Source organism: Brevibacterium sp. 'Marine', from assembly GCF_012844365.1.
Taxonomy (GTDB): Bacteria; Actinomycetota; Actinomycetes; order Actinomycetales; family Brevibacteriaceae; genus Brevibacterium.
Genome location: NZ_CP051626.1, coordinates 4,144,340 through 4,167,127, shown reverse-complemented (window position 1 = coordinate 4,167,127; position 22,788 = coordinate 4,144,340). Strand labels below are relative to the sequence as shown.

General features: G+C 61.4%; 18 protein-coding genes. 10 read left to right on the top strand and 8 right to left on the bottom strand.

Annotated features, from left to right (window positions below; all coding sequences use genetic code 11):
- Positions 1 to 314: 314 nt before the first annotated feature.
- The 7 genes from rpmH (at position 315) to HF684_RS18600 (ending at position 4,468) form a co-directional block, all read left to right on the top strand.
- Positions 315 to 452 (top strand): 50S ribosomal protein L34, encoded by a 138-nt coding sequence (rpmH, locus tag HF684_RS18630; protein WP_039211706.1) that lies wholly within the window; start codon positions 315 to 317, stop codon positions 450 to 452.
- 2 nt (positions 453 to 454) lie between these two features.
- Positions 455 to 820, top strand: coding sequence for a ribonuclease P protein component (gene rnpA, locus HF684_RS18625; RefSeq protein WP_169253693.1), 366 nt, complete (start codon positions 455 to 457; stop codon positions 818 to 820).
- The gene (gene yidD, locus HF684_RS18620) at positions 804 to 1,160 is read left to right on the top strand and encodes a membrane protein insertion efficiency factor YidD (RefSeq protein ID WP_248279044.1); all 357 of its coding nucleotides are present in this window, start codon (positions 804 to 806) and stop codon (positions 1,158 to 1,160) included. Before rnpA ends, yidD begins: the two co-directional genes overlap by 17 nt.
- Positions 1,161 to 1,293: 133 nt before the next feature.
- A complete protein-coding gene (yidC, locus tag HF684_RS18615) occupies positions 1,294 to 2,247 on the top strand; it encodes a membrane protein insertase YidC (protein WP_169253692.1) in 954 nt (317 codons plus the stop codon).
- A gap of 8 nt (positions 2,248 to 2,255) precedes the next feature.
- Positions 2,256 to 2,813, top strand: a complete 558-nt coding sequence (locus HF684_RS18610) for a R3H domain-containing nucleic acid-binding protein (protein WP_169253691.1) — start codon at positions 2,256 to 2,258, stop codon at positions 2,811 to 2,813.
- On the top strand, positions 2,806 to 3,504 hold the full coding sequence (gene rsmG, locus HF684_RS18605; protein ID WP_169253690.1) for a 16S rRNA (guanine(527)-N(7))-methyltransferase RsmG: 699 nt from the start codon (positions 2,806 to 2,808) through the stop codon (positions 3,502 to 3,504). The genes HF684_RS18610 and rsmG overlap by 8 nt, the downstream gene beginning before the upstream one ends.
- 67 nt (positions 3,505 to 3,571) lie before the next feature.
- Positions 3,572 to 4,468: a ParA family protein gene (locus HF684_RS18600; RefSeq protein ID WP_025779575.1), complete on the top strand. Its 897-nt coding sequence runs from the start codon at positions 3,572 to 3,574 to the stop codon at positions 4,466 to 4,468.
- Here the strand turns inward: HF684_RS18600 and HF684_RS18905 are convergent.
- Positions 4,385 to 5,251, bottom strand: a complete 867-nt coding sequence (locus HF684_RS18905; protein ID WP_248279043.1) for a hypothetical protein — start codon at positions 5,249 to 5,251, stop codon at positions 4,385 to 4,387. The genes HF684_RS18600 and HF684_RS18905 overlap by 84 nt on opposite strands.
- Before the next feature lie 82 nt (positions 5,252 to 5,333).
- Between HF684_RS18905 and HF684_RS18900 the strand changes: the two genes are divergently transcribed.
- Positions 5,334 to 6,458, top strand: coding sequence for a ParB/RepB/Spo0J family partition protein (locus tag HF684_RS18900; protein ID WP_248279042.1), 1,125 nt, complete (start codon positions 5,334 to 5,336; stop codon positions 6,456 to 6,458).
- A 2,948-nt stretch (positions 6,459 to 9,406) separates the two neighbouring features.
- Here HF684_RS18900 and HF684_RS18590 read toward each other — a convergent pair.
- From HF684_RS18590 to HF684_RS18560, 7 genes are all read right to left on the bottom strand, one after another.
- Positions 9,407 to 10,495 (bottom strand): peptidoglycan-binding protein, encoded by a 1,089-nt coding sequence (locus HF684_RS18590; RefSeq protein WP_348981409.1) that lies wholly within the window; start codon positions 10,493 to 10,495, stop codon positions 9,407 to 9,409.
- A gap of 152 nt (positions 10,496 to 10,647) precedes the next feature.
- Complete coding sequence (trxA, locus tag HF684_RS18585; RefSeq protein WP_025779581.1) at positions 10,648 to 10,965, bottom strand: thioredoxin; 318 nt, start codon at positions 10,963 to 10,965, stop codon at positions 10,648 to 10,650.
- Between the two features lie 123 nt (positions 10,966 to 11,088).
- Complete coding sequence (gene trxB / locus HF684_RS18580) at positions 11,089 to 12,075, bottom strand: thioredoxin-disulfide reductase (protein WP_169253689.1); 987 nt, start codon at positions 12,073 to 12,075, stop codon at positions 11,089 to 11,091.
- 113 nt (positions 12,076 to 12,188) lie between these two features.
- The gene (locus HF684_RS18575) at positions 12,189 to 14,714 is read right to left on the bottom strand and encodes a virulence factor MviN (protein WP_169253688.1); all 2,526 of its coding nucleotides are present in this window, start codon (positions 14,712 to 14,714) and stop codon (positions 12,189 to 12,191) included.
- A 22-nt stretch (positions 14,715 to 14,736) separates the two neighbouring features.
- Positions 14,737 to 16,356: a murein biosynthesis integral membrane protein MurJ gene (gene murJ / locus HF684_RS18570; protein WP_169253687.1), complete on the bottom strand. Its 1,620-nt coding sequence runs from the start codon at positions 16,354 to 16,356 to the stop codon at positions 14,737 to 14,739.
- Positions 16,357 to 16,359: 3 nt separating this feature from the next.
- Positions 16,360 to 18,717 (bottom strand): DUF6049 family protein, encoded by a 2,358-nt coding sequence (locus tag HF684_RS18565; RefSeq protein WP_248279041.1) that lies wholly within the window; start codon positions 18,715 to 18,717, stop codon positions 16,360 to 16,362.
- Positions 18,662 to 19,150, bottom strand: coding sequence for an NUDIX hydrolase (locus HF684_RS18560; protein ID WP_135808011.1), 489 nt, complete (start codon positions 19,148 to 19,150; stop codon positions 18,662 to 18,664). The genes HF684_RS18565 and HF684_RS18560 overlap by 56 nt, the downstream gene beginning before the upstream one ends.
- Before the next feature lie 140 nt (positions 19,151 to 19,290).
- Between HF684_RS18560 and HF684_RS18555 the strand changes: the two genes are divergently transcribed.
- On the top strand, positions 19,291 to 20,766 hold the full coding sequence (locus tag HF684_RS18555) for a CCA tRNA nucleotidyltransferase (RefSeq protein ID WP_169253686.1): 1,476 nt from the start codon (positions 19,291 to 19,293) through the stop codon (positions 20,764 to 20,766).
- Between the two features lie 108 nt (positions 20,767 to 20,874).
- Positions 20,875 to 22,581: an AMP-binding protein gene (locus HF684_RS18550; RefSeq protein WP_169253685.1), complete on the top strand. Its 1,707-nt coding sequence runs from the start codon at positions 20,875 to 20,877 to the stop codon at positions 22,579 to 22,581.
- The last annotated feature ends 207 nt before the right edge of the window (positions 22,582 to 22,788 follow it).

Below are 22,788 nucleotides of genomic sequence, written 5' to 3'. Positions count from 1 at the left end.
AACCCAGTGAATCTCCACACTCGTGGATAAGCTTGTGGAAAACTACATGGGTGTGACTTGTGGACGAGCGTTGGTGACGGCAACGCGAACGGTGATGAATTTCGGGCGAGCGTGACGTGAAACATGGCGATCCCGTTTGACCGCTCGGAATGCGCCTCGCTAAGATGGAGTGTCCTGTGTACCGGGCTTCATCCGATTATCCTGATTATCTTTTGGCTCTTATGCACAGGAGTGCTCGGCGGTCGAGACTCGCACCGCCGTTTTTTGTGAGAACGCACCGGCGTTCGCCCGCAACCTAGAAATCGGAGACCGAAGTGAGCAAGCGTACATTCCAGCCCAATAACCGTAAGCGCGCCAAGAAGCACGGCTTCCGTCTGCGTATGCGCACCCGCGCCGGCCGCTCGATCCTGGCTGCACGTCGTCGCAAGGGACGTTCCGACATTTCGGCCTGAGCATGCTTGACGCGGCACATCGGATCCGCAGCGGCGAAGACTTCAGACGAATCTTCAGAGCCGGGGTCCGGGTGCGCACAGAGCATCTCATGGCGCACAGCCTGAGAGACACCGATGATACCCACGCTGCGCGCGTGGGTTTCATCGTATCCAAGGCCGTCGGAAACGCCGTGGTGCGCAACCGCACCAAGCGTCGACTGCGCGAGATCATGCGTGCGCGTCTCGGTGAGCTGAGAACAGGAGATCTGTTCGTCATCCGGGCGCTGCCGCATGCGGGACGGGCCGACTTCGCGGTTCTGTCCGCCGAAGTCGACGAGCTGCTGATCAAGGCAGAGAAGAAGCTGGAACGTCGTGGACGCCGAACATGATCTGAAACATGTCTCCGAAGTGCCCCGTCGGCCGGCCGGTTTCTGGCCCACACTCGGCTGGATCGTCCTGGTCGGTCCGAGGATGCCGTTCGTCTGGTTCATCCGCGCCTATCGGATCGTGATCTCTCCTCTCTACGGCCAAGTGTGCCGCTACTATCCCAGCTGCTCCATGTACGGTCTCGAGGCGTTCGAGATACACGGAGTTCTCAAGGGAGTGGTGTTAACTGGGTGGCGCATACTGCGCTGCAATCCGTGGTCGCACGGCGGCGTCGACCATGTGCCGGGATCGGCGCGGGAGGCCAGGTCGAAGACCATCCACCGCGGTCAGGCACACAGTTAGAACATATTGAACTCGCAGTCCGCGAGCGAGCGCGAACAAGCGGACTGCCCCGGGGCACACGTCGTGTCGCGCAGACCTGTGAACAATGGCAAAATGAACGACGCGCCAGCATCGTTGTAACGAGGAGAACTGAATGGACTGGATGGACAAGCTGCTCTACCCGCTGCAGTGGGTAGTTGCTTGGATCCTCGCGATCTTCCACGAGATCTTCACCGCGATCGGCCTGCCTGCCGACAGCGGTTGGACCTGGGTGCTCTCGATCGCCGGACTGACCGTGGTCATCCGTGCTCTCCTCATCCCTCTCTTCGTCTACCAGATCAAGTCGCAGCGCAAGATGCAGCTGCTGCAGCCGGAGATCCAGCGTCTGCAGGCGAAGTACAAAGGCAAGAAAGACCAGTACTCTCGCCAGGCCATGGCCGAAGAGCAGATGGCACTGTTCCGCGACAACAAGACCAGCCCCTGGGCATCGTGCCTGCCGCTGCTCGTGCAGATGCCGATCTTCTTCTCGCTCTTCCGCGTCATCCACAACATGCCGAAGGTCGCCGAGGGCTCTGTCGGCGCGATCGGCGGCTTCACTCAGCAGCTGGCGATTCAGGCCGAGAACTCTTCGATCTTCGGCATCAGCCTTTCGGCGGTCTTCACCGACCCAGGCTTTGCAGTCAAGCTGCTGACCGGTGTGCTCATCGTCATCATGGCCGCCACCATGTTCATCACCCAGAAGCAGATGATGGCGAAGAACATGTCGGAGTCGGCGATGGCCAACCCGATGATGCAGTCGCAGAAGATGCTGCTCTATGTGATGCCTCTCGTCTTCGGCATCGGCGGCATCTACTTCCCGCTCGGTGTCCTCATCTACTGGCTGGTCTCGAACACCTGGACGATGGCTCAGCAGCACATGGTCATCCGCAATATGCCCGCTCCCGGCTCGAAGGCCGAGAAGGAGATGCTTGAGCGCAAGGCTCGCAAGGGCAAGACCGTGAAGCAGGATGAGCTCAAGGGGTCGACCGTCACCGAGGAGGCCCCGAAGAAGAGCGGCCAGCGGCAGCAGCCTGTGAGCAAGAACCGTAAGAAGAACAAGAAGCGCTGAGGACAGACATGACCGAAGAGAAGATCGACGAGACCTCCGAACAGACACCGGAAGAGACTTCGGAGGAGACCTCGACGAAGCCGAGCCGTGCCGAACTCCTCGAAGAAGAGGGTGAGATCGCCGCGGACTACCTCGAAGAGCTGATGGATCTGGCCGACATCGACGGCGATATCGACATCGATGTCGCTGACGGTCGTGCGCAGCTGTCCATCGTCTGCGAGGACGACGAGGACTCGAACCTGAGTACCCTCGTCGGCCGTGAGGGCCGGACCCTCGGTGCGCTGCAGGAACTCAGCCGTCTGGCCGTGCAGACGCAGACCGGTCAGCGGTCGTGGCTGATGCTCGATATCGACGGCTTCCGCAACAGCCGTCGCGAAGAGCTGGTCAAGAAGGCCAAGCGTGCCATCGACGACGTCAAGGACGGCGGCGAAGAATTCGCGTTCAAACCGATGAACAGCTTCGAACGCAAGATCATCCATGACCAGGCGGCCCGCGCCGGTCTGGTCTCGGAGTCCGAGGGTGAGGGCGACGGTCGTCATGTCGTCATCCGGCTCGCCGATGACTGATCAGCCCGATAACGACCCCGAGCTCCCGAACGAGACCGAGCTCTCGAACGAAACGACGACAGCGGAGATCGAGTCGCCTCCGCCCGGCACCGAAGAGTACTTCGGTGCGGCTTATCCTGCCGCGCAGCGGTATGCCGAGCACTTGGCCACGACCGGAATCGACTGGGGGCTCATCGGTCCGCGCGAGGTCGATCGCCTGTGGACTCGGCATATTCTCAATTGCGCTGTGGTCGCCGAGCATATCGGTGAGAACGATGTCGTCGGCGACGTCGGCAGCGGAGCCGGCCTGCCCGGAATTCCGATCGCGCTGCTGCGCCCGGAGGCGAAGATCGTCCTTATCGAACCGATGGAGCGTCGTGTCGAATGGCTGAACATGGTCGTCGATGATCTGGGACTTGAGAATGTGCGCATCGTTCGCGAACGGGTCGAGGACCTCGTCGACGAGGAGATGTTCACGGTCGTGACCGCACGTGCGGTCAAGGCGATGACGACCCTCATCGAATGGACCCGCGAGGTCATCAGCCCCGGAGGACGGATCCTCGCCCTCAAGGGAGCTTCGGTCGAAGGCGAGCTTGCCAAGGCGAAGAAGCTGATCAAACGGTATCGACTCTCGCAGCCCGAGATCCATATCGTTGATGGCGGCGGCATCCTCGAGGTTCCGAGTCGTGTCGTCGAGATCGTCAAGAAATAGTACGAAGTAGAGTTGGTCTAGGCTGGATGAGAGCCTTGTGAAACCGATGGATGATGGAGTGCGCCCTATGCCGATCATGGATGAGTCGTCTCCCATTGGTGCCGCGATTGCACGGGACAACCGGCGAGCGGATCGACTGTCGCAGACAACCTTTCCACGGCCGGACTCGACCCGCATCTTCACGATCGCGAACCAGAAGGGCGGCGTCGGAAAGACCACGACGGCGGTGAACATCGCGGCTGCCCTGGCCAATCAGGGGCTCAACGTCCTGCTCATCGACATCGACCCCCAGGGCAATGCGAGCACCGCCCTGGGCATCGACCATTATTCCGAGGTCACGAGCATCTATGACGTCCTCATCGACGATGTTCCGATGCGCGAGGCCGTGGCACAGTGTCCGGACTTCGACACTCTCAAGTGCGTGCCGGCCACCATCGACCTCGCCGGCGCGGAGATCGAACTCGTGTCCCTCGTCGCGCGCGAACAGAGACTGCAGCGTGCCCTGGGTATCTATCTCAAAGAAGAGGAAGCAGCCGGAGACCGCGTCGACTACATCATCATCGACTGCCCGCCCAGCCTCGGTCTGCTGACAGTGAACGCCTTCGTGGCAGCTCGCGAGGTCCTCATTCCGATCCAGTGCGAATACTATGCACTCGAGGGACTGAGCCAGCTGCTGAAGAACATCCAGCTCATCCAGAAGCATCTCAATCCTGAGCTCGCGATCTCCACGATTCTGCTGACGATGTATGACGGTCGCACGAACCTCAGCGCTCAGGTCGCCGAGGATGTTCGCACCCATTTCCCGGAGCAGGTGCTCGGCACTGCTATCCCGAGATCGGTGAGGATCTCCGAGGCACCGAGCTATGGCCAGACCGTGATCTCATATGACCCACATTCCAGCGGTGCCCTGTCGTATCGGGAAGCCGCTGAAGAAATAGCGAATCGAGGAGTAAGTCGTGGCTGAACGCAAGAAGAGGGGCCTGGGGCGCGGGCTCGGAGCATTGATCCCCGACGCGAACTCCAACGATCGTCCGGTCGATGTCTTCTTCTCCGGCGGGAACACGGAGGATGGCAAGGCTGAGACGAAGACGCCTCGCTCTGCGCGGACCGACCCTGCTGCATCGATGCAGTCATCTCGGCGACGCAAGCCGAAGGCCGGGCCGTCCAAGGATTCGACCTCCAACGCCGCATCGTCCAAGGTTTCCCAGTCCAAAGCAGCCGAAGCGGAGTCCGCTGAAACGACGTCGACCGGTTCGACATCAGCGTCGAAATCGTCGTCTGCCAGGACGTCTGCGTCCACTCCCGCAGGGTCGAAGTCCACCGCTTCGAAGTCCACCAGTACGACGTCGACCGGTACGAAGTCGACGACTTCCAAGACGAGCACGACGAAGACTTCCAAGGCGAAGACGTCGACGGCTAAGGCAGGTGCCGCGAAAGCCTCGACGGCTAAGGCAGGTGCCGCGAAGACGAACGCGGGCAAAGTCTCCAAACCAACTTCTGCTGCCAAAACGACCACACCGAAGACGAAGGCAGGGTCATCCGCTCCTACGGCACCGGCTGAGGACGCAGAGAAGGCTCCTGCAGCCGCGAAATCGAGTACGCGGAAGACTTCCTCCCCTGCTTCGGTTTCCGGCTCGGCAGTCAGCGACAGCGATGCTGCACCTATAGAGTCGAGTGCGGTTGCGCAGTCCGATTCGGCTCCCGCACATGACAGCGCTTCGGCCGACGTCATTGCAGACGAGCGCACCGATGCGCAGGAGACCGAGTCCGCGAATGCAGCCGCGGCCGCTCCGTCGCCCGAGGATGATGTCCGGGAAACTCATCCCGGCGTGTACACGTCTTCCGGTCGCAGCAGCGATGACGCTGAGGATGATGAGAAAGCGCCGTCAGCAGACACGTCTGGTGACAATGCTGTCAAGACTACTAATGTAGTGGCCGCTGACCCAGCAGCTGGCCCGGCCGATGCTCAAGACGAGGGCGAGCCGGTGACTTCGGCGGCAACGGATTCCTCGTTCTCAGCGCCTTCGGAATCGAATGAGCACTCGACTTCCTCCGGCACGTCTGAAGAGTTCGGTGAGTCCGACACGTCTGAAGGCGCTGATGGCGGCAATGCCGACGAGTATGACGGCGTTGAGTCCATTCCGGATACCGAGTTCGGTGAGATCGACGTTGATCTCATCGATGCGAACCCACGACAGCCACGTACTGTCTTCGACGAAGATCTGTTGGCCGAACTCGTCCACAGCATTCGTGAGATCGGGGTCCTTCAGCCTGTCGTCGTCAGGCAGAAGCCCAGCGACCGTTCGCGGTTCGAACTCATTATGGGCGAGCGTCGTCTTCGAGCGACGAAGGATGCTGGTCTATCGACGATTCCGGCAATCATCCGGTACGTCGAGGATACAGATCTCCTACGCGATGCGCTTCTGGAGAATCTGCACCGAGCGGAACTCAACCCGCTCGAAGAGGCTGCGGCATACGGACAGCTGCTCGAGGATTTCGGGTGCACTCAGGAGGAACTTTCAGAGCGCATTGGGCGTTCGCGTCCTCAGATCTCCAACACCCTGCGACTTCTTCGCTTGCCTCCTCTGGTGCAGCGCCGCGTAGCCGCAGGCGTCATTTCTGCCGGTCATGCCCGAGCCATCCTGGGCCTGCGGGATCCGGAACACATGGAAGTGCTTGCTCAGCGCATCGTTGCCGAGGGTCTGTCCGTCAGAGCTTCTGAGGAGGCAGTCGTTTTGCTCAATCGTGGCGATTCGATCAATGTTTCACGTGCAACGACGAAGGTGGCGCCGGAGTTCCTTGCGGTGGCAGAACGACTTGGTGATCGTCTCGACACCAAGGTGAACATCTCCGTAGGTAAGCGCAAGGGCAAACTGAGCGTGGAGTTCGCGAACCATGAGGATCTCGATCGTATCCTCGGTCTCTTGGGTATCTCAAACGAGCAAGCACTCTGAACATAGAACTGTGAGAAGACATGGCCCCCGCGGGAGTGAACGTGGGGGCCATTTTTGTATCTGCTGAACACTAACGCTCGAGTCTCAGTACCGATAGCGGCATTTAGATGGCAGCACACTTTGGGTGATGCGATTGTCTTTGCTTCAAGCTATACCGGATTACCGAGTTGAGTCGATTACTAATCCGTGGCGCGGATTGCTTCACGTGGAACAACGATTTCGGTTTTGTATTGTATTTCCTCGCTGAGGTGAGAGCCTTCTGACTTGGCGGTGTTGGCCTTCGGCGCTGGATGATCTGTTAGGTTCAGCGCCCAAAAGAATGGGGCCGCCAATATCCTTGGTCTGTGTCTTGTTGTGCTGGCCTTCGGCGAGTATATTCAGGACCGGTATTTCAGGCACGGAAAGCCCGTTGTGCCATGACGCCATGTGCCGTGCAGGACTGAGTTGCGCCGGCTGCAGACGAATTTATGAAGCGTACGACTAAACGAGCTCGCGTAAACAAACGGACCTCTAATGTCGATCGATGCACGTCGATTGTTCGAAAGTTGGTGCTGCACCGTTTCACGTGAAACAAGACGAGGTTCTGAGTGGGTGTGTATTGTGCTGCTCTATCAACATCTGTCAGTCACAACGCTGCGCGAGTCTTCAGTTTTCAATCTGATTTGAGCATCGGTTTCACGTGAAACCCGGGTGTATCGGCTCGGCTAGCCGTCGCTGCTACCGCCACCGGCAGCGGCACGATTGCTCAGATGCCAACGACCTGCTTTGCGGTACTATCACCGACCGCCGAACTTGGTGAAGGCCGACTGGGGTGGCGGAACCGCACCAAGCAAACCGCTATATCCTGCTGCCCATTCTCGAGGTCAACGTGGAGTTTGGATGCCTTGTCTGATCTTCGTTGGGTACCCTAGGGCGACTTGCGCGACTTTCAATTGGGCATGAAGGGACGTCGGCGGTGGACAAGTTCTCATCAGCCCAAGGCACGGGTGACCATATTCGTTAGCTAGGGTGATTCTGTTAACAGACACGTTTCACGTGAAACACTTTGCAGCGCTGTGTGTCGACGTGTTTGTACCGACTTCTGCGGAACTTCGTTGTCCATGGAAATCTGGACCTGGGGCGGTCTGACAGTGCGGGAGTGCGGGGTTCAGTTGTTCTTCACAGATCTGCAAGTTGATTGCGGTCGCATGACAGTCCGGATTGCGCTCTCGTAGGTCACGATGAGCATCTGGATGTTTCGTCCGCCTGATCTGGTTCTTCAGTCCAACGCGCTATCAGCGGCGCCGAATGGTATCGATGGTTTCACGTGAAACGTCATGGTTCGACCGGAAAGTGCAAATTGTCCCGACGAGCGAGCGGCATAAGACCGCTGCACTGATGAATAGTTGGAAAGCGGTATTCGGTCTTCAAAGCAAGAGTTGACTAGCATCTGTAGGGATATCAACAGCTTCCCTATGTCTGAGCGGTTTTGGATGTTCTGCGGCCCAGATCCCCGGCAGCTAGGACAGCGTCGTTCATTAACTCCCGGTGGCGGTATGTAGCGCCGTGAGTGTATCGACCCCTATACGTCGTGTGTTCCGGGGGTCGCTTTCAAACAGAGCTGCCTGAGTACACCCGGACGATTAGTGTGCCGAACCATTGACCTATTATGACAGCCGGATGCAATGTGAATGACGATGCGCGGATGGCATTCGGGTGTTTGGTGCCCAATTTCTAGGCTAGTTAGCGCAGTAGAGTTTCACGTGAAACATGAGCGTTTGCTAGGTATGCGCTCGTTGTTGTCAGTGACCACTCTTGTACCCGATTGTCCGATCGGTTCCTGAAGGCATCATTTGTCGGTGTAGTCGAGTTGAGCGGGAGAGGAGCATGTCTTGTTGTGTCTCGCTGCTATTGCCCTGATATTGCCCGGTCACAATTCCATTGCTGTGTTTCACGTGAAACATCCGGCCAACCTATGTCAAACAACACTGACTTCCTTCCCGGTTTGAGTGGCGGCTGCAGGTTTGGATCAATCGCGATCGGTTCACTCTCTGAACGTTCCCAACATCGAATTTGGTTGCTGCCGGCGTGCGAATACGGATGCGCCTCGGGAGGACCACTGTGTTGCGCGATCAGTTTTGCCGTTGTCGTCTGGCGATCGCAGAGGCCCGGAACACGTCAAGGCTCGCTGCGGTCTCTACCGTGCTGTGAGAGGACTCGCTAGCGATAGAACTTCGCATTCACCGCTCGGACGGTTCACATGAAACCATCCCTCGCGGCCTTCATCGATCGATTCCAACAGCGATGGTCTCGCTGCAAGGTCTTGGACTTCGCGAGGGTGTCAACGAGCGTGGACTCGCCTCTGGTGTTGCTGCCTGTGATCTGGAAGTGGAGTGATTCATTCAAACCAAAAGCATGGGTGCCCAATGTGGACGACCGAAGCCGTACGTCCTCTTCGAGATTCGAAGAATCTCGTCCGCGTGGGTACTCTTTTCGCAGTGGTCCAGTGGTAATGATGTCTGCCGGTGGAACTCCTCAACCTCGTTCCTGAGTGCGGACATCACCGTTTCACGTGAAACCGGCGTTCAGAGGCACTGAGCGGCATCGTCCTTGTCGGTGGGTATGCCATGTCGACGGGTATGCCATCAGCTCCATTGCGATTGGGTAGGCCATCCACTCACCTTTCCAGGCGTCCCGTGCGTACTTCGTCCACGGGCCGAGTTGAACCGAGTAATGCTCTCCTGCATCGAGGAATGTCTTCGCTATATCGGTACTCTTCTCGATGCGTCGCCCCCCTCTCAATGTGTCCGACTCCTCGTGGTGGATACGTACTGATCTTCGGGAAATAGGCTGAGAGCGATGACTGAACGGTGCTGCTTCACTGGTCATCGAGCCATCTGGAGAATGCAATGCGCCGCGCTCCATTGATGGAGCACGGCGCGATATAACCGATCGTGGTTATGTGGAGTCTAGTTCAGAGCCTTGATGGCATCGAGACTGAGTGTCCCGGTCTGTGGGTCTTTGTCCTCGAGGATGTACAGGCGCTGGAGAGCGGCAGCGATCCCATCCGCAATGGCATCGCGAACGTGCGGATTTTGAAGGCTCTCGAGATCATCGGAATTGGTGAGATAACCGCTGACGACATGAACCTTGGGAGTCTTCAGCCGCTTGAGTGACGACCAGGTGCGTGCATGGGTCCGACAGTCCAGCATCCCCGTCCGTGCGACGACTTCGCCTTGGATGAGCTCCGCGAGTTTCTGCCCCGTCGGAGAGTTCAGATCAGACTGACGCTCGTGCCCGAAGAAGAATGTTGCTATTCCATTGGCGTCCTTGGACTTGCTGACATCCGCGGTCACGGTGACCACTGCCGAAGCGCCGAGCGTATCTGCTCGATTGACCTCGACCGCATCGCCTTCCAGGAGGATCGCTCCCGCACCGATCGCTTCGAGCCGGCCAACAAGGCGACTTGCTATATCGAGAGTGATGTGACGCTCGAGAGCCGACTGCTCTTCGGTCATGGGCAGATTCTGAAAATCTACAACTGTAGTTGCGGCTTCGATGACGAAGGTACGACCGACGAGCGATGTTCCCGAAGCTGCTACGCGTGCTCGCTCCTGGAGCGCGAACAGATTGCCGGTGTCCTGATTGCGGTCGATCGCGTTGAGTCCCCGCAGGGTCTGCGGACCGGTCACACCATCGACTTTGGTGCCCAGGCTCATCTGGAGCTCTTTGACGGCCGTCTCGGTAAGAGCTGCGTACTGTGCGTCGATGCGGCCCGGATAGAAGCCCAGTCCCGCGAGCTTGGTCTGGAGGTCGACGACGTCATCGCCCGTCAGCACTCTGACAGGGTCGAAACGGAGCACGCGGTCGCCGAGCTGATATCGAGCCTGCTCGAGCTCTGAAAACGTCTCAGGGCCCAGAACTCCGTCACACAAGATCCCCCGGTCCTGTTGGAACTGTCTGACACCGAGCTCAAAGGCTCGATCGAAATCCGCGGTCTCGGCATCTCCGACGTGGAGACCCAAACGGGCCATCTGAGTCTTGATATTCGGCAGCATCTCGGAAATGTCGCCGCGCGAATAGCGCGGTAAGTTCGTGTTCGTCAATGCGGTGCCAATCTTCGGTGATGCGGTTCGAGGGTCAGTATCGGGCGGCGCCTGAAAATGCCTAAGGCGCCTGTTGATAGTACAACAGGCGCCTTAGAACTCGATCAGATGAAGTCGGAGAGCTCATCCTCGAGGGCCGGCTTCGGACGTGCGCCGATGATGGTCTTGGCGACCTCGCCGTCCTTGAAGACGTAGAGCGCCGGAATCGACGTGATTCCGTAGGTGCTCGCGGTCTCGAGGTTCTCGTCGGTGTTGACCTTGACCACGTTGAGCTTGTCTGCGTGCTCTTCAGCGATCTGGTCGACGATGGGGCTGACCATACGGCAGGGGCCGCACCAAGGAGCCCAGAAATCGACGAGCACGGGCTTGTCGGACTTCAGTACGTTCTCTTCGAACGTTGCGTCAGTGACTTCTGTCGACATGAGTAACCTTCCTTCACAACGAATGTCTCTAGCGGAACAGTGGAACTGGGTCTTTCATTCCCCGGTGAACCTGCACGGTCCGATCCTGCCCGGGAGAGCAGCGATACGAGGAGTCGTTCGAGATCAGGAAGCGACGACTCTCTCCGCTGCGGCGGCTTCGGCCACAGCAGGCTTGGAAGCCGCTTCGAGATCACCGAGGTAGTGTTCGGCGTCGAGTGCCGCCGAACACCCCGAGCCGGCCGCAGTGATCGCCTGCCGGTAGACGGAATCGATGACATCGCCGGCCGCGAAGACACCTTCGACCGACGTCTTCGACGTGCGTCCATCGACGCTGAGGTATCCGTCGGCGCGCATCTCGAGCTGATCGGCGAACAGACTGGTGCGGGGGTCGGAGCCGATGGCCACGAACATGCCGGTCACGGGCAGCTCGGAGGTCTCCCCTGTGACGGTGTTCCGGATGGTCAGACCGGTGAGCGAGTCCTCACCATGGACTTCGGCGACTTCGGAGTCGAGCAGGAACTCGAGCTTCTCATCGGCGTTCGCACGATCCTGCATGGCCTGCGAAGCACGCAGCTCCTGCCGGCGGTGAACCAGAGTGACCTTGGACGCGAAGCGGGTGAGGAAGGTCGCCTCCTCGAGAGCGGAGTCGCCACCGCCGATGACAGCGATGTGCTGATCGCGGAAGAAGAATCCATCACACGTGGCGCACCAGCTGACTCCGTGACCGGAGAGCTTCTTCTCATTGGGCAGGCCGAGCTCGCGGTATGCCGAACCGGTGGCAAGGATGACGGCCTTTGCCGTGTAACGCGAACCCAGCGCGGTCTGGATCTCATGAGCACCCGGGTTGAGCGTGAGGGACTCGACGTCGTCGTAGATGACCTCGGCGCCGAACTTCTCGGCCTGCTCACGCATGCTTTCCATGAGTTCCGGTCCCTGCACACCGGCAGGGAATCCGGGGTAGTTCTCGACATCGGTGGTGTTCATCAGCTCGCCGCCCGCGGTCACCGAGCCGGCGATGACGACCGGTGAGAGGTTCGCGCGGGCCGCGTAGACGGCTGCGGTATAACCGGCCGGCCCCGATCCGATGATCACCAGTTGAGTATCAGTCATGTGAAAAGATCCCTGCTTCTATCTGCTGTGCGCGGCGCGCCGCGGAATGGCGCACTCAATGACATTCGTATCTATAACGGTACGGTGCCGAGGACTATTCCGCACCGGTCGGCTCAGAAGAACCTCACGGAGCTGATGGTGGCCTTGAAGCCGCCGTCGGTCTGCGGCAGTTCGGTGATCCAGAGGATGAGCTTGTCGGTCTCGACCTCCTCATCGAAGTTCACGGTGACAGCGCCGTCGGCATCGAAGACGCCTTCGCCGATGACTTCTGCGTTCTCCGGGTCGTCTCCGTTGCGGATCTCGAACTTGCCGCCCGAATTCCCCGATGCCACCTTGATCTTGCTGATGGTGGTCTTGTCTTCGAACTCGAAGAGCAGACCGAGACCCGATTTGAGATTGCCGAAGCTCGCCGAGTTGTACCGGTCGGTGTTCCAGGACCCTTCGGTCTTGGGAATGACATTCGCGGTCTCACTGTCGTGTTCCGATCCATCGCCCTCGGGATCGAGAGATTCGACGTTTTCGATCTTCGGCGGATCGGCCTTCGGAGTCTTCTTCTCTTCCGTCTTCGTCGGCTGCTCGCTCGGTGCCGAAGTTTCGGACACCGGGGTGGACTCCTCGTCTCCGGAATTGAATCCGATGATGACGATGCCGAGCACGATTGCGGCCACGACCGCGAGAGCGAGAACCAGCCACAGGAACGGCTTCCGAGTGGCCGCGGGATCACGCTCGTCGGGACCTGTTCCTCCCGAACTGCTGCTTGCACCGCCGGAAGCAGCACTGCCGCCAGCACCACCGGCGCCAGCACCTCCTGCCGCCGCGGCAGCAGCGGGTGCGGAGCTCGCACCCGCTGAACTGGACGAGTTCGCTGCACCGCTGCCTGCGCCGGCAACGACTGCTGCGCCGGCAACACCTGCTGCTGCCCCGGCGGCCTTGTTCCGGTTCTTCGCAGACGCAGCCTGTGCTGCATCGGTGGAATCGCTGTGCTGCTGGCGGGGTTTCCCGGCCTTGCGCTCGGCCGGGCGGACCGACGAGGAGCTCCCGGCCGCCTCGGTGGTGGGCTCACCGACGGCGCGCTGATCATCCACTGCACTGCGATCATCCACGGCATCCGGGGACAGCCGACGCATCTCTTTCGGCGGAGCCGCAGCATTGGCTTCCTGCTGACGGGCGCTCGAACTCGCCTCGAGGGCGGCAAGACGCCTGCGCGCCTCGTCCTCCTTGGCCTTCGCAATCCGACGTTCCCGTTCATACTCACGTCGCTGATGCTCGCGCTGCTGTTCGTTGGTTTCGAACATGCCGCCGAGGAACCAGGAACCGTCGTCCTCGTCCTCGTCGTTGTCCATGATCACGCGGGTATCGTTCTCATCACCCTCGTCATCGTTGTCGGGGACGATCTCAAGCGCCTGAGTATCAGGATCCGAATCGTCTTCGCGACTCATGATCGGGGTCGTGAGGTTCTCGTCGTATTCGTGCTCTGCGTACTCCGAATACTCCGAATACGTCTGCTCCGGCTGCCATTCCTCCCAGTCCTTGGCGGCGCTGTCGAGCTGCTCCTTGGCGATCGGGAAACTCGAGGCTTCGCGCATCTGCATCCGGTCGGCATACCGGCCCGTGGTGCGTCCGACCACTCCGGCAGCCAACCCCCGAGTGCCCGGACGGGTGATGCCGATACGCACGAGGGCGGCCTGCACCTGATCTTCACTCGCGCTGGCCGAACCGTCAGGACCGGGCCCGATCGTCTTCGAACGAGGTGCGGGCAGGCTGGTGGCTTCATCGAAGCTGCGCGGCGACTGATCGAACAGGTGCTCGTTCTCCGCGACAGGAGCACGATTGACGTAGCGCAGCAGTTCGGGATCCCAGGAGTCGATGTAGCCGAGGACTTCGGCGACCGAACCCGGGCCGGGATCCGAACCCGTGATGATGCCGCTGACGAAATCATCGAGTTTGTCAGGGACGTCGGGGTTGAGCGCCTGCGCCCGGGCGATCCGGGCATTCTCCTTCTCCGCAGGAGGAATGCCGTCGAATGGCTCCTCACCGGGCCAGAAACCGGTCAGAGCCGCATAGAAGAGCTGAACGAGAGCCAGGGCGTCCCGCCGTGACGCCTTCGTCGGCGTGTAGTCCTTCTGCTCGACGAGCCCGGTGTCCAGCGCCAGTGCCGCATCGATGCCGATGCCCGCGATGACCACCGCACCCTTCGAGGTCAGACCGACCACGCTCGGCCGCAGGAACATATGGAACAGGCCCCGCCTGGCCGAGGTCACGAGGGCCGATCCGACCTCTCCGATGAGCGCGCATGCGGCATCGACGGGCAGCGGCGAACGCGGCAGGATCTGGTTGAACGGCGTCACCGCGATGCGCTTGATGACGATGTAGTCCAGCCCGTTGGAATGACCGACGTCGAGCGTCGGGGCGATGCGAGGGTCGCCGAGGATCGATACGCGACGGGCGGCTTCGAGAACGTCGTTGGAGCCATCGGCATCGGCGACGAGGATGAGCACGGGGTCATCGAGGATCGCATCGAGACCTGTGCAGACGGCACCGACCTCGGGTTTTTCGGGAAGCCACCGGCGGTCGACGGTCGATACGACATAACGGCCGGCCACCACCATGCCGGGTTCGATATCGATCAGGGCGACCACCTCCGGTGGGGATTGACGGGGCTCAGGCTGTTTTTCTTAGTTTTCCAGCAACCACGCCAATAATCGAATGCAACTCTCTGACTCTGAGCAAATAACAAGCTCCGATGAAGAACAGGAGCATCACGACGCCGACGACGGCCGTGGTGATGAACGCCTGCCAGCGTCCGGCCAAGGCGAAGTCCGGGAAGAAGTAGAGCAGACCGAAACCTGCCCCACCGGCAATGATCGCCGCGAGGAGGAACTTCACATGTGACGTGAGGATCTCACGCAGATCGATGGCGCCGAGGCGCTTCTTCAGGACCGCGAACGAGATGATCATGGCCATGAGGTATCCGAGGCTCATGACGAGACCGATGATCGCCACCGTCACCGACTTCGGGAAGATCGTGGCCGAGAGCACCGCCAGGGACTGGAAGACGATCTGCGGCAGCTGGATGAGGAACGGAGTCTTCGCGTCCTCATAGGCATAGAAGACGCGCTGCGCGAGATAGTTCGCGCTGAACGGAATGAGACCGAAGACCATCGTGATGATGACCAGCCCGATGGCTGTGGCCTGCTCTCGTCCCTCACCGGCGATGATCATCGCGACAGGGGTGGCGAGAACGATGAAAGCCACGGCGGCGAAGGAATTGACGAACCCGACCATCCGCACACCCATGGAGAAGTCGCTGACGACGGCTTCGGTGTCATTGTTCGCCGCGTCCTTGGCCAGGGAGGTGAACAGAGCCGTGGCGAGAGACACCGCGATGAGCGAATGGGGGAGCATGAACACGAGGTATGCGGTCGTATATGCGGCGTTCGAGGCGTTTCCATCGCCGGGGATCGATGCCCCCGAGGCGACACGGGAGATGACGAGGAAGCCGATCTGACCGATGAGCATGGCCGAGAACGTCCAGAAGGCGACCTTGCCGGCCGAGCCGAGTCCGACCCCGCGGAACCCGAACGTCGGCTTGTACTTGAAGCCGATGCGCTTGAGCGGCCAGATGAGGATGAGTGCCTGAGCCACGACACCGAGAGTGGCCGTGCCTGCGATGAGGGCGATCTTGTCCGGGGTCCACGTGTCGAGATCGTGTGGTGAGGCGTTGTTCGTGCCGAAGATGAGGATGAAGGCAGCGAGTCCGGCGATTGCCACGACGTTGTTGAGCACAGGCGCCCACATATAGGGGCCGAACGACGACTTCCCATTGAGCACCTGGCCCAGCAGCGTGTAGAGGCCGTAGAAGAACAGCTGGGGCAGACACCAGAAGGCGAAGGCGGTGGCCAGGGCCATCTGCTCATCGCTCCACCCCGACGAGTAGAGCCACACGAGCAGCGGCGCCGCAGCGGTGGCGATGATGCTCACGCCCGCGAGGAGCAGGAACGACAGGGTGAGCAGCCGGTTCGTGAAGTCGGCACCGCCGTCTTCCCGTTTGGAGGCACGGACGATCTGCGGGACGAGCACGGCATTGACCACACCCCCGGCCAGCAGCATGTACAGCGTATTCGGAACCTTGTTCGCGATGTCGAAGGCATCGGCCTGCACCGCGGTGACACCGATCGCAGTGGCCAGCATCGAGGCCTTGACGAAACCGAGTGCACGCGAGGTCATGGTGCCGGCTGTCATAATCGCTGAGGACCGGGCCAGGGATGAGAAGCTGGACACGCTCTACCTCTTTTCGTTCTCGTCGGTCGTGGCGCGGGCCATCGCGTCGGCCAGCTGCTGTTCGGGGATCTTCGGTCGCCCGCGCGAAATGGTCTTGATCAAGCCGATCACGAACACGACGGCCAGGCCCAACCCGATCACAGCGGTGCCGATGTTCTCCCAATCGGCGCGCACCCGAACCATGAGTGATTCCTGCTCGGGCAGGACCACCTCGTCGGCGGTGACCATTTCTATGGTCGTCGGCACATCGGCGTTGGCCAGGCCTTCGACGGGCACATCCACACGCATCGTCTCCGCGGCGGGCACCTTCACGGTCTCCGTCTCCTCCGCCCGCAGCTGCGGAGTCTTCGGCTTCATCCTGATCCGCAGGGTCGCCTCGGCGGGGGAATCATTGACGATCGTCACCGGAATCGTCGTCTTCTCACCGGTGACGAGAAGGACGGACGACCCTTTGCGCAGACGCAGGCTGTCCATGAGCTTCTCGCTCTGCTCACGGGCCTGACCGGCGCAGATGTTCGCGTTCCGGCCCAGGGTCCACGCCGCCGAGGTGCAGGAGAGAAGCTCGCGGTCGAGTCGGATATCGGCGCTGTCACGGTCGCTGAAGACGCTGTTGAAGTCCTCTTGATTCGCTCGGGTCTCGGCCAGTGATTTCACGGCCCTCTTCCGGATGTGCGGAGCGTCGGAATCGGTCCGCAGCAGTCCGCGCGCCTCGGAACCGGAGTCGAGGATCTCATCGACACCGGTGGGGGCGATCCACGGTGCCGAGCTCAGTTCCTCGACGGTCTGTTCCCAATTCGCCGAGGCGGCCGCGCGCGGGAGCGGAACGAATAGGCTCCGCGAGCGGTAGGGGGCCTCGGATTGGATCACAGCAGACTCAGCGACGAGTTCGGACAGTGCCCCGGCAGGGTTGTCCGCGGCGATGACCTCGGCGCTCATGTCCGTGAGCTTCGTATCGGAGATGAGGGTGTCGATCGTCGACTCCCCATCATCGGTGATCGTCGTCTGCGAATGCGCATCATCGTGGATGCCGGTGATCGAGGGCTGCTGAGCATCGCTGATGATCGCGGTGGAATTGCCCGACTTCTTCAGCGCTCGCAGCCCGTTCTTCGTCGCGCTCCCTGCCACGGGCCAAGCGATGTCCGTGCGGGCATCGGGGAAGACATCTTTGACGATCTCGCGCTGCTTCTGAGCAAAGGTGCTCAATCGGTCGATCTTCGTCCCGCGCAGCGCACTGAGGTCGGGATCGCCGTAGGGCAGAGCGACGACCGTGTGCTCCTGTGCCGCGTCCACGAAGTCCTGATACCAGGAGCCGAGACGCTTGCGCTGGTCTTCTGCGGCTTCGAGCTCGGCACCGCTGGAATCGGCATCGTCGTTCTCGGGTGCCCCGACAGGCGGCGACTGGGTCGCTTCACCGTCGCCTTTGTCGGGGTCTTCCGTCTCCTCCGGAGCGTCGGCGGACGGAGGTTCGGCGATCGCGGCTTCGAAGGAGGCGATGACTCGCGGGTCGATCGCCAGAGCGAGCTCTTTGTGCTCCAGCAGCTTCGCGATCGTGTCGAGCGAGCCGCCTTCAGCGATGGCGGAATCGAGCCGGTCGGCGGGGATGAGTCCGCCTTCGGAATGGCCGGGGAGGGTGACGGGAGCGAGCAGGCTGATCTTCGTCTGATCGAACTTCGGCTCCGGGTACCACGTGGTGAAGCCGAGGCCAGAGGCTCGCAGACCGGTGTCGTCGCCGAGTTGGACCGCCAGCCCCCGTGGCCCCCATGTGCTCACGGGTGAGGACGTGCTCAGGTCGAGGTCGTCGGCGGGCACACGGAAAGTGAACTCTGCGGTGGCGCCGGGATCGATGGTGTCGTCGAACGAGGTGTCGAGAGTGCTCCCCGAGGAGTCATCGGCGTCATTGTCCTTCTTCGCCTTCTTCCTCGCCTCGGGTCCATCGTGTTCGAGGTCGGCGACGGTCCGGTGCTGTGCCTGTCCCTGCTTCCAGGAGGTCAGGCGGGATTCGGAATCGAGCTTGCGGGTCGACATCTGCAGACTCAGGCTCGGCTTCTCGACCGCCTTCTTCGTCGTGTTCGAGATCTTTCCCCGCACGGTCAGCGTGCCATTGTCATCGACCCAGGGAGTCACCTCGTCGAGGGTGATCGAGACCTCGTCCTTGTTCGCACCGGTGCCCGCGTCGGTGCTCGCACCGGTGCTGGCAGCGGCCGGAGCGGCATTGATCAGCGAGTATGCGAAAACCGGCCCTGCGAGCAGCAGGAGCGTGCTCAGCAGGGCGGTGAGGAATCGCAGTCGGCGGATGGGAATGGTTTCACTGCTCCAGTCGGGACACCATCGGTCGGGCGGCGGCGACGATTCGGCGCTCATTGGCGAAGGAGAGTCGCGAACGCAGGTCATTGAAGGGCACCCACGCCGCATCGATCGCTTCTTGGTCAGGATCATTATCCACGGTCAGAGTTCCCGACTGTGCACGCAGCAGGAAATGGTGGACGAGTTTGTGGATCCGGATTCCGGTCACGGTGAACCAGTAGTCGACGGTTCCCAGCGGGCAGATGATCTGCCCGGCGATCCCGGTCTCCTCTTCGACCTCACGGCGGGCCGCCTCGGCGGGGGTCTCCGTTCCCTCGAGGTGTCCCTTGGGCAGGCACCATTCGATCCGTCCGGCGCGATTGATGCGGGCGATGACGGCCACGGCCAGCAACGGGTGAGAGAAGTCGACAACGATGCCACCGGCGGAGATCTCCTCCACTGTGGTGCGGCGGGACGTGCGGGGTCCCGGCTTGGGCATCGGTGTGGTCATTCTCCTACCTTAGTAGGCGAAGCTTGGAAGTTTCGTGTCATCGCCTCCCGGTAGGCTTATGGAGACCGGAACTCGCGCCTGGATGCGGGAGGTGAGTTCCCGTGGGCAAGAGCAGAAATCTGAAGAACCGAAGGAGCTCGGTGGATCCGCAGACCGCGCACAACCGACTGCACGACAAGCTCGATGAACTCGAGCACATCCTCGGCCCGCTGGGTCAGAGGTTCTCCGCAGCCGGTTTCGAACTCGCCCTCGTCGGCGGTTCCGTCCGTGACGCGCTGCTCGGCCGGCCCATGCCCGACCTCGACTTCACCACCGACGCCCATCCCGATGACATCCTCGGACTGATCTCCGACTGGGTCGACACGCACTGGGACATCGGGCGCGAATTCGGCACCATCGGGGCCGTGAAGTCAGGGGTGCAGATCGAGATCACGACCTACCGAGCCGAAGCCTACGAGGAGGATTCGCGCAAACCGGTGGTCGCCTTCGGCACGGACCTCGACGCCGACCTCGTCCGCCGCGACTTCACGATCGGGGCGATGGCGATCCGTCTGCCGTCGAAGACCTTCGTCGACCCGCATCAGGGATTCGACGACCTCATCGCCGGTCGCATCCGCACCCCCGGTACGGCAGCGGACTCGTTCTCCGATGATCCTCTGCGGATGATGCGCGCGGCTCGGTTCACCTCCCAGCTCGGGCTCGATCCCGTGGCTGAGGTGGAAGAGGCGATGACGGCGATGGCCGATCGGATCGAGATCATCTCCGCCGAACGCGTCCAGGTCGAACTCGTCAAACTCATCACCGGCATCGATCCGGTGGCCGGAATCGACCTGCTGGTGCGCACCGGCATCGCCGATCACGTCCTCCCCGAAGTGTCCGGACTGCAGCTCGAGACCGACGAGCATCATCGACACAAGGACGTCTACCAGCATTCGCTGACCGTGCTGCGTCAGGCCGTCGAACTCGAGAACCGGTATGCCGCGGCTCAAGAGGAGGCCGGCATGGCCGACGACGATCCGCAGCGCCTGCGCGTGCCGGACTTCGTCGTCCGCTTCGCGGCGCTCATGCACGATGTCGGCAAACCCGCGACTCGGCGCTTCCAGCCCGGCGGAGCCGTGACCTTCTACCATCACGATGCGGTGGGAGCGAAGCTCACGGCCAAGCGGATGAAGGCACTGCGCTTCGACAAGGACACGACGAAGGCGGTCGGCCGCCTCGTCGAACTGCATCTGCGCTTCTACGGCTACGGCGATGCCGGGTGGACGGATTCGGCGGTGCGCCGCTATGTCACGGATGCCGGGCGGCTGCTCTCGCGTCTGCACATCCTCACCCGCGCGGACGTGACCACCCGCAACAAACGCAAAGCCGACAGGCTGGCGTTCGCCTATGACGACCTGGAAGAGCGCATCGAAGCCCTGGCGAAACAGGAGGAGCTCGATGCGATCCGTCCGGATCTCGACGGCAAGCAGATCATGGCGATCCTCGACATCGAACCATCGCCGCTGGTGGGCAAGGCCTACAAGCATCTGCTCGAGCTGCGGATGGAGCACGGGCCACTCGGCCCCGAACGCGCCGAGGCGGAACTGCGGGAATGGTGGGAAGCCCACGGTCAGTGATCGACCCCCGCCTGCCCACCGGCTGATCAGTGCTGGTAGCTTCATTATCGTTTAGATTTGTGTGTGACGTCACAGGCTGTGACGGTGGCGATAGATGAGGAGACCACAATGACAGTGACCGAGGAGTTCCGTGCGTCCCGAGACAAGCTGATCGAGCTCCGCAGCGACTACGAGGCCGCCCGCGAACAGTTCGAATGGCCGCGTTTCACACACTTCAACTTCGCACTCGACTGGTTCGACAAGATCGCCGAGAACAACGACAAACCGGCCCTGTGGATCGTCGAGCAGGACGGAACTGAGGGCAAGTGGAGCTTCGCGGAGCTCTCTGCCCGGTCGAACCAGGTGGCGAATCATCTCCGCCGGGCCGGGGTCAAGCGCGGCGACCACGTCATGGTCATGCTGAACAACCAGGTCGAGCTGTGGGAGACGATGCTCGCCGGCATCAAGCTCGGTGCCGTGCTCATGCCCGCCACGACACAGCTGGGCCCCATCGACCTCACCGACCGGGCCGAGCGCGGTCGGGCCGAGTTCGTCGTCGCCGGCGCCGAGGATGCCGCGAAGTTCGATGACGTCGATGTCGAAGTCGTGCGCATCGTCGTCGGCGGGGAGCCCACCCGCCAGCAGGACTACAGCTACTCCGATGCCGATGACGAGAGCACCGAATTCGACCCTCAGGGCAGCTCGCGCGCCGATGACCTGATGCTCCTCTACTTCACCTCGGGCACCACCTCGAAGGCGAAGATGGTCGCCCACACCCATGTCTCCTACCCGGTGGGTCACCTCTCGACGATGTACTGGATGGGCCTGACACCCGGCGACGTCCACCTCAACGTCGCCTCGCCCGGGTGGGCCAAGCACGCCTGGTCGAACATCTTCACCCCGTGGATCGCCGAAGCCTGCGTCTTCCTCTATAACTACTCGCGCTTCGACGCCAACGCCCTCATGGAGACGATGGACCGCGTGGGAGTGACGAGCTTCTGCGCCCCGCCGACCGTGTGGCGCATGCTCATCCAGGCTGACCTGGGCCATCTGAAGAATCCCCCGTCGAAGGCCCTCGGCGCCGGCGAGCCCCTCAACCCCGAGATCATCGATCGCGTCCACAGCGAATGGGGCGTGCTCATCCGCGACGGGTTCGGCCAGACCGAGTCGACTCTGCAGATCGGCAACTCGCCCGATCAGGAGCTCAAATACGGTTCGATGGGCAAGGCCCTGCCCGGATTCGATGTCGTGCTCATCGACCCGGCGACCGGTGAGGAAAGCGACGAGGGCGAGATCTGCCTGCGCCTCGATCCCCGACCCATCGGCCTGACTACCGGATACTGGAGCAACCCGGAGAAGACCGCAGAGGCCTTCGACGGCGGCGTCTACCACACCGGTGACGTGGCCTCCCGGGATGAGGACGGCTACATCACCTATGTCGGTCGCGCCGACGATGTGTTCAAGGCCAGCGATTACCGACTCTCGCCCTTCGAGCTCGAAAGCGTGCTCATCGAGCACGAGGCCGTCGCCGAGGCGGCTGTCGTGCCGTCGCCGGATCCGGTGCGTCTGGCTGTGCCCAAGGCGTATGTCGTCGTCTCGAGCAAGTTCGAGGCCGATGCCGAGACCGCGCGGTCGATCCTCGCCTACTGCCGGGAGCACCTGGCACCGTACAAGCGCATCCGCCGCCTCGAGTTCGCCGAACTGCCGAAGACGATCTCCGGCAAGATCCGTCGCGTCGAGCTGCGGGCCCGCGAGGATCAGCTGCATCCGTTCAGCGGCGAACCCGCCGTCGAGGGCACCGAGTACGCCGACACGGACTTCGACCTCAAGAGCTGAGCGCGCGGGCGCTTGAATGTGAGCAAACACGCACCCGTCACAGTTGATTCTCCAGTCGTGGCTTAAAATGCCTGGTGAGATGCCGAATGCAGGGTTACTCTGAGAACTATTCGGTAACCTGGCAAGTCTGCAGGGCGTCAGGCTCAGCACTTTTTCATCCTCTACTAATGAATGCGTGCGAGACTGATTGGCGTCTTTGACCTTTTT

Coding starts and splice junctions, on each gene's coding strand:
- rnpA (WP_169253693.1), top strand. CDS start 455: ATGCTTGACGCGGCACATCGGATCCGCAGCGGCGAAGACTTCAGACGA.
- yidC (WP_169253692.1), top strand. CDS start 1,294: ATGGACTGGATGGACAAGCTGCTCTACCCGCTGCAGTGGGTAGTTGCT.
- HF684_RS18610 (WP_169253691.1), top strand. CDS start 2,256: ATGACCGAAGAGAAGATCGACGAGACCTCCGAACAGACACCGGAAGAG.
- rsmG (WP_169253690.1), top strand. CDS start 2,806: ATGACTGATCAGCCCGATAACGACCCCGAGCTCCCGAACGAGACCGAG.
- HF684_RS18600 (WP_025779575.1), top strand. CDS start 3,572: ATGCCGATCATGGATGAGTCGTCTCCCATTGGTGCCGCGATTGCACGG.
- HF684_RS18590 (WP_348981409.1), bottom strand. CDS start 10,495: ATGCTGCCGAATATCAAGACTCAGATGGCCCGTTTGGGTCTCCACGTC.
- trxA (WP_025779581.1), bottom strand. CDS start 10,965: ATGTCGACAGAAGTCACTGACGCAACGTTCGAAGAGAACGTACTGAAG.
- trxB (WP_169253689.1), bottom strand. CDS start 12,075: ATGACTGATACTCAACTGGTGATCATCGGATCGGGGCCGGCCGGTTAT.
- HF684_RS18565 (WP_248279041.1), bottom strand. CDS start 18,717: ATGAGCGCCGAATCGTCGCCGCCGCCCGACCGATGGTGTCCCGACTGG.
- HF684_RS18560 (WP_135808011.1), bottom strand. CDS start 19,150: ATGACCACACCGATGCCCAAGCCGGGACCCCGCACGTCCCGCCGCACC.
- HF684_RS18550 (WP_169253685.1), top strand. CDS start 20,875: ATGACAGTGACCGAGGAGTTCCGTGCGTCCCGAGACAAGCTGATCGAG.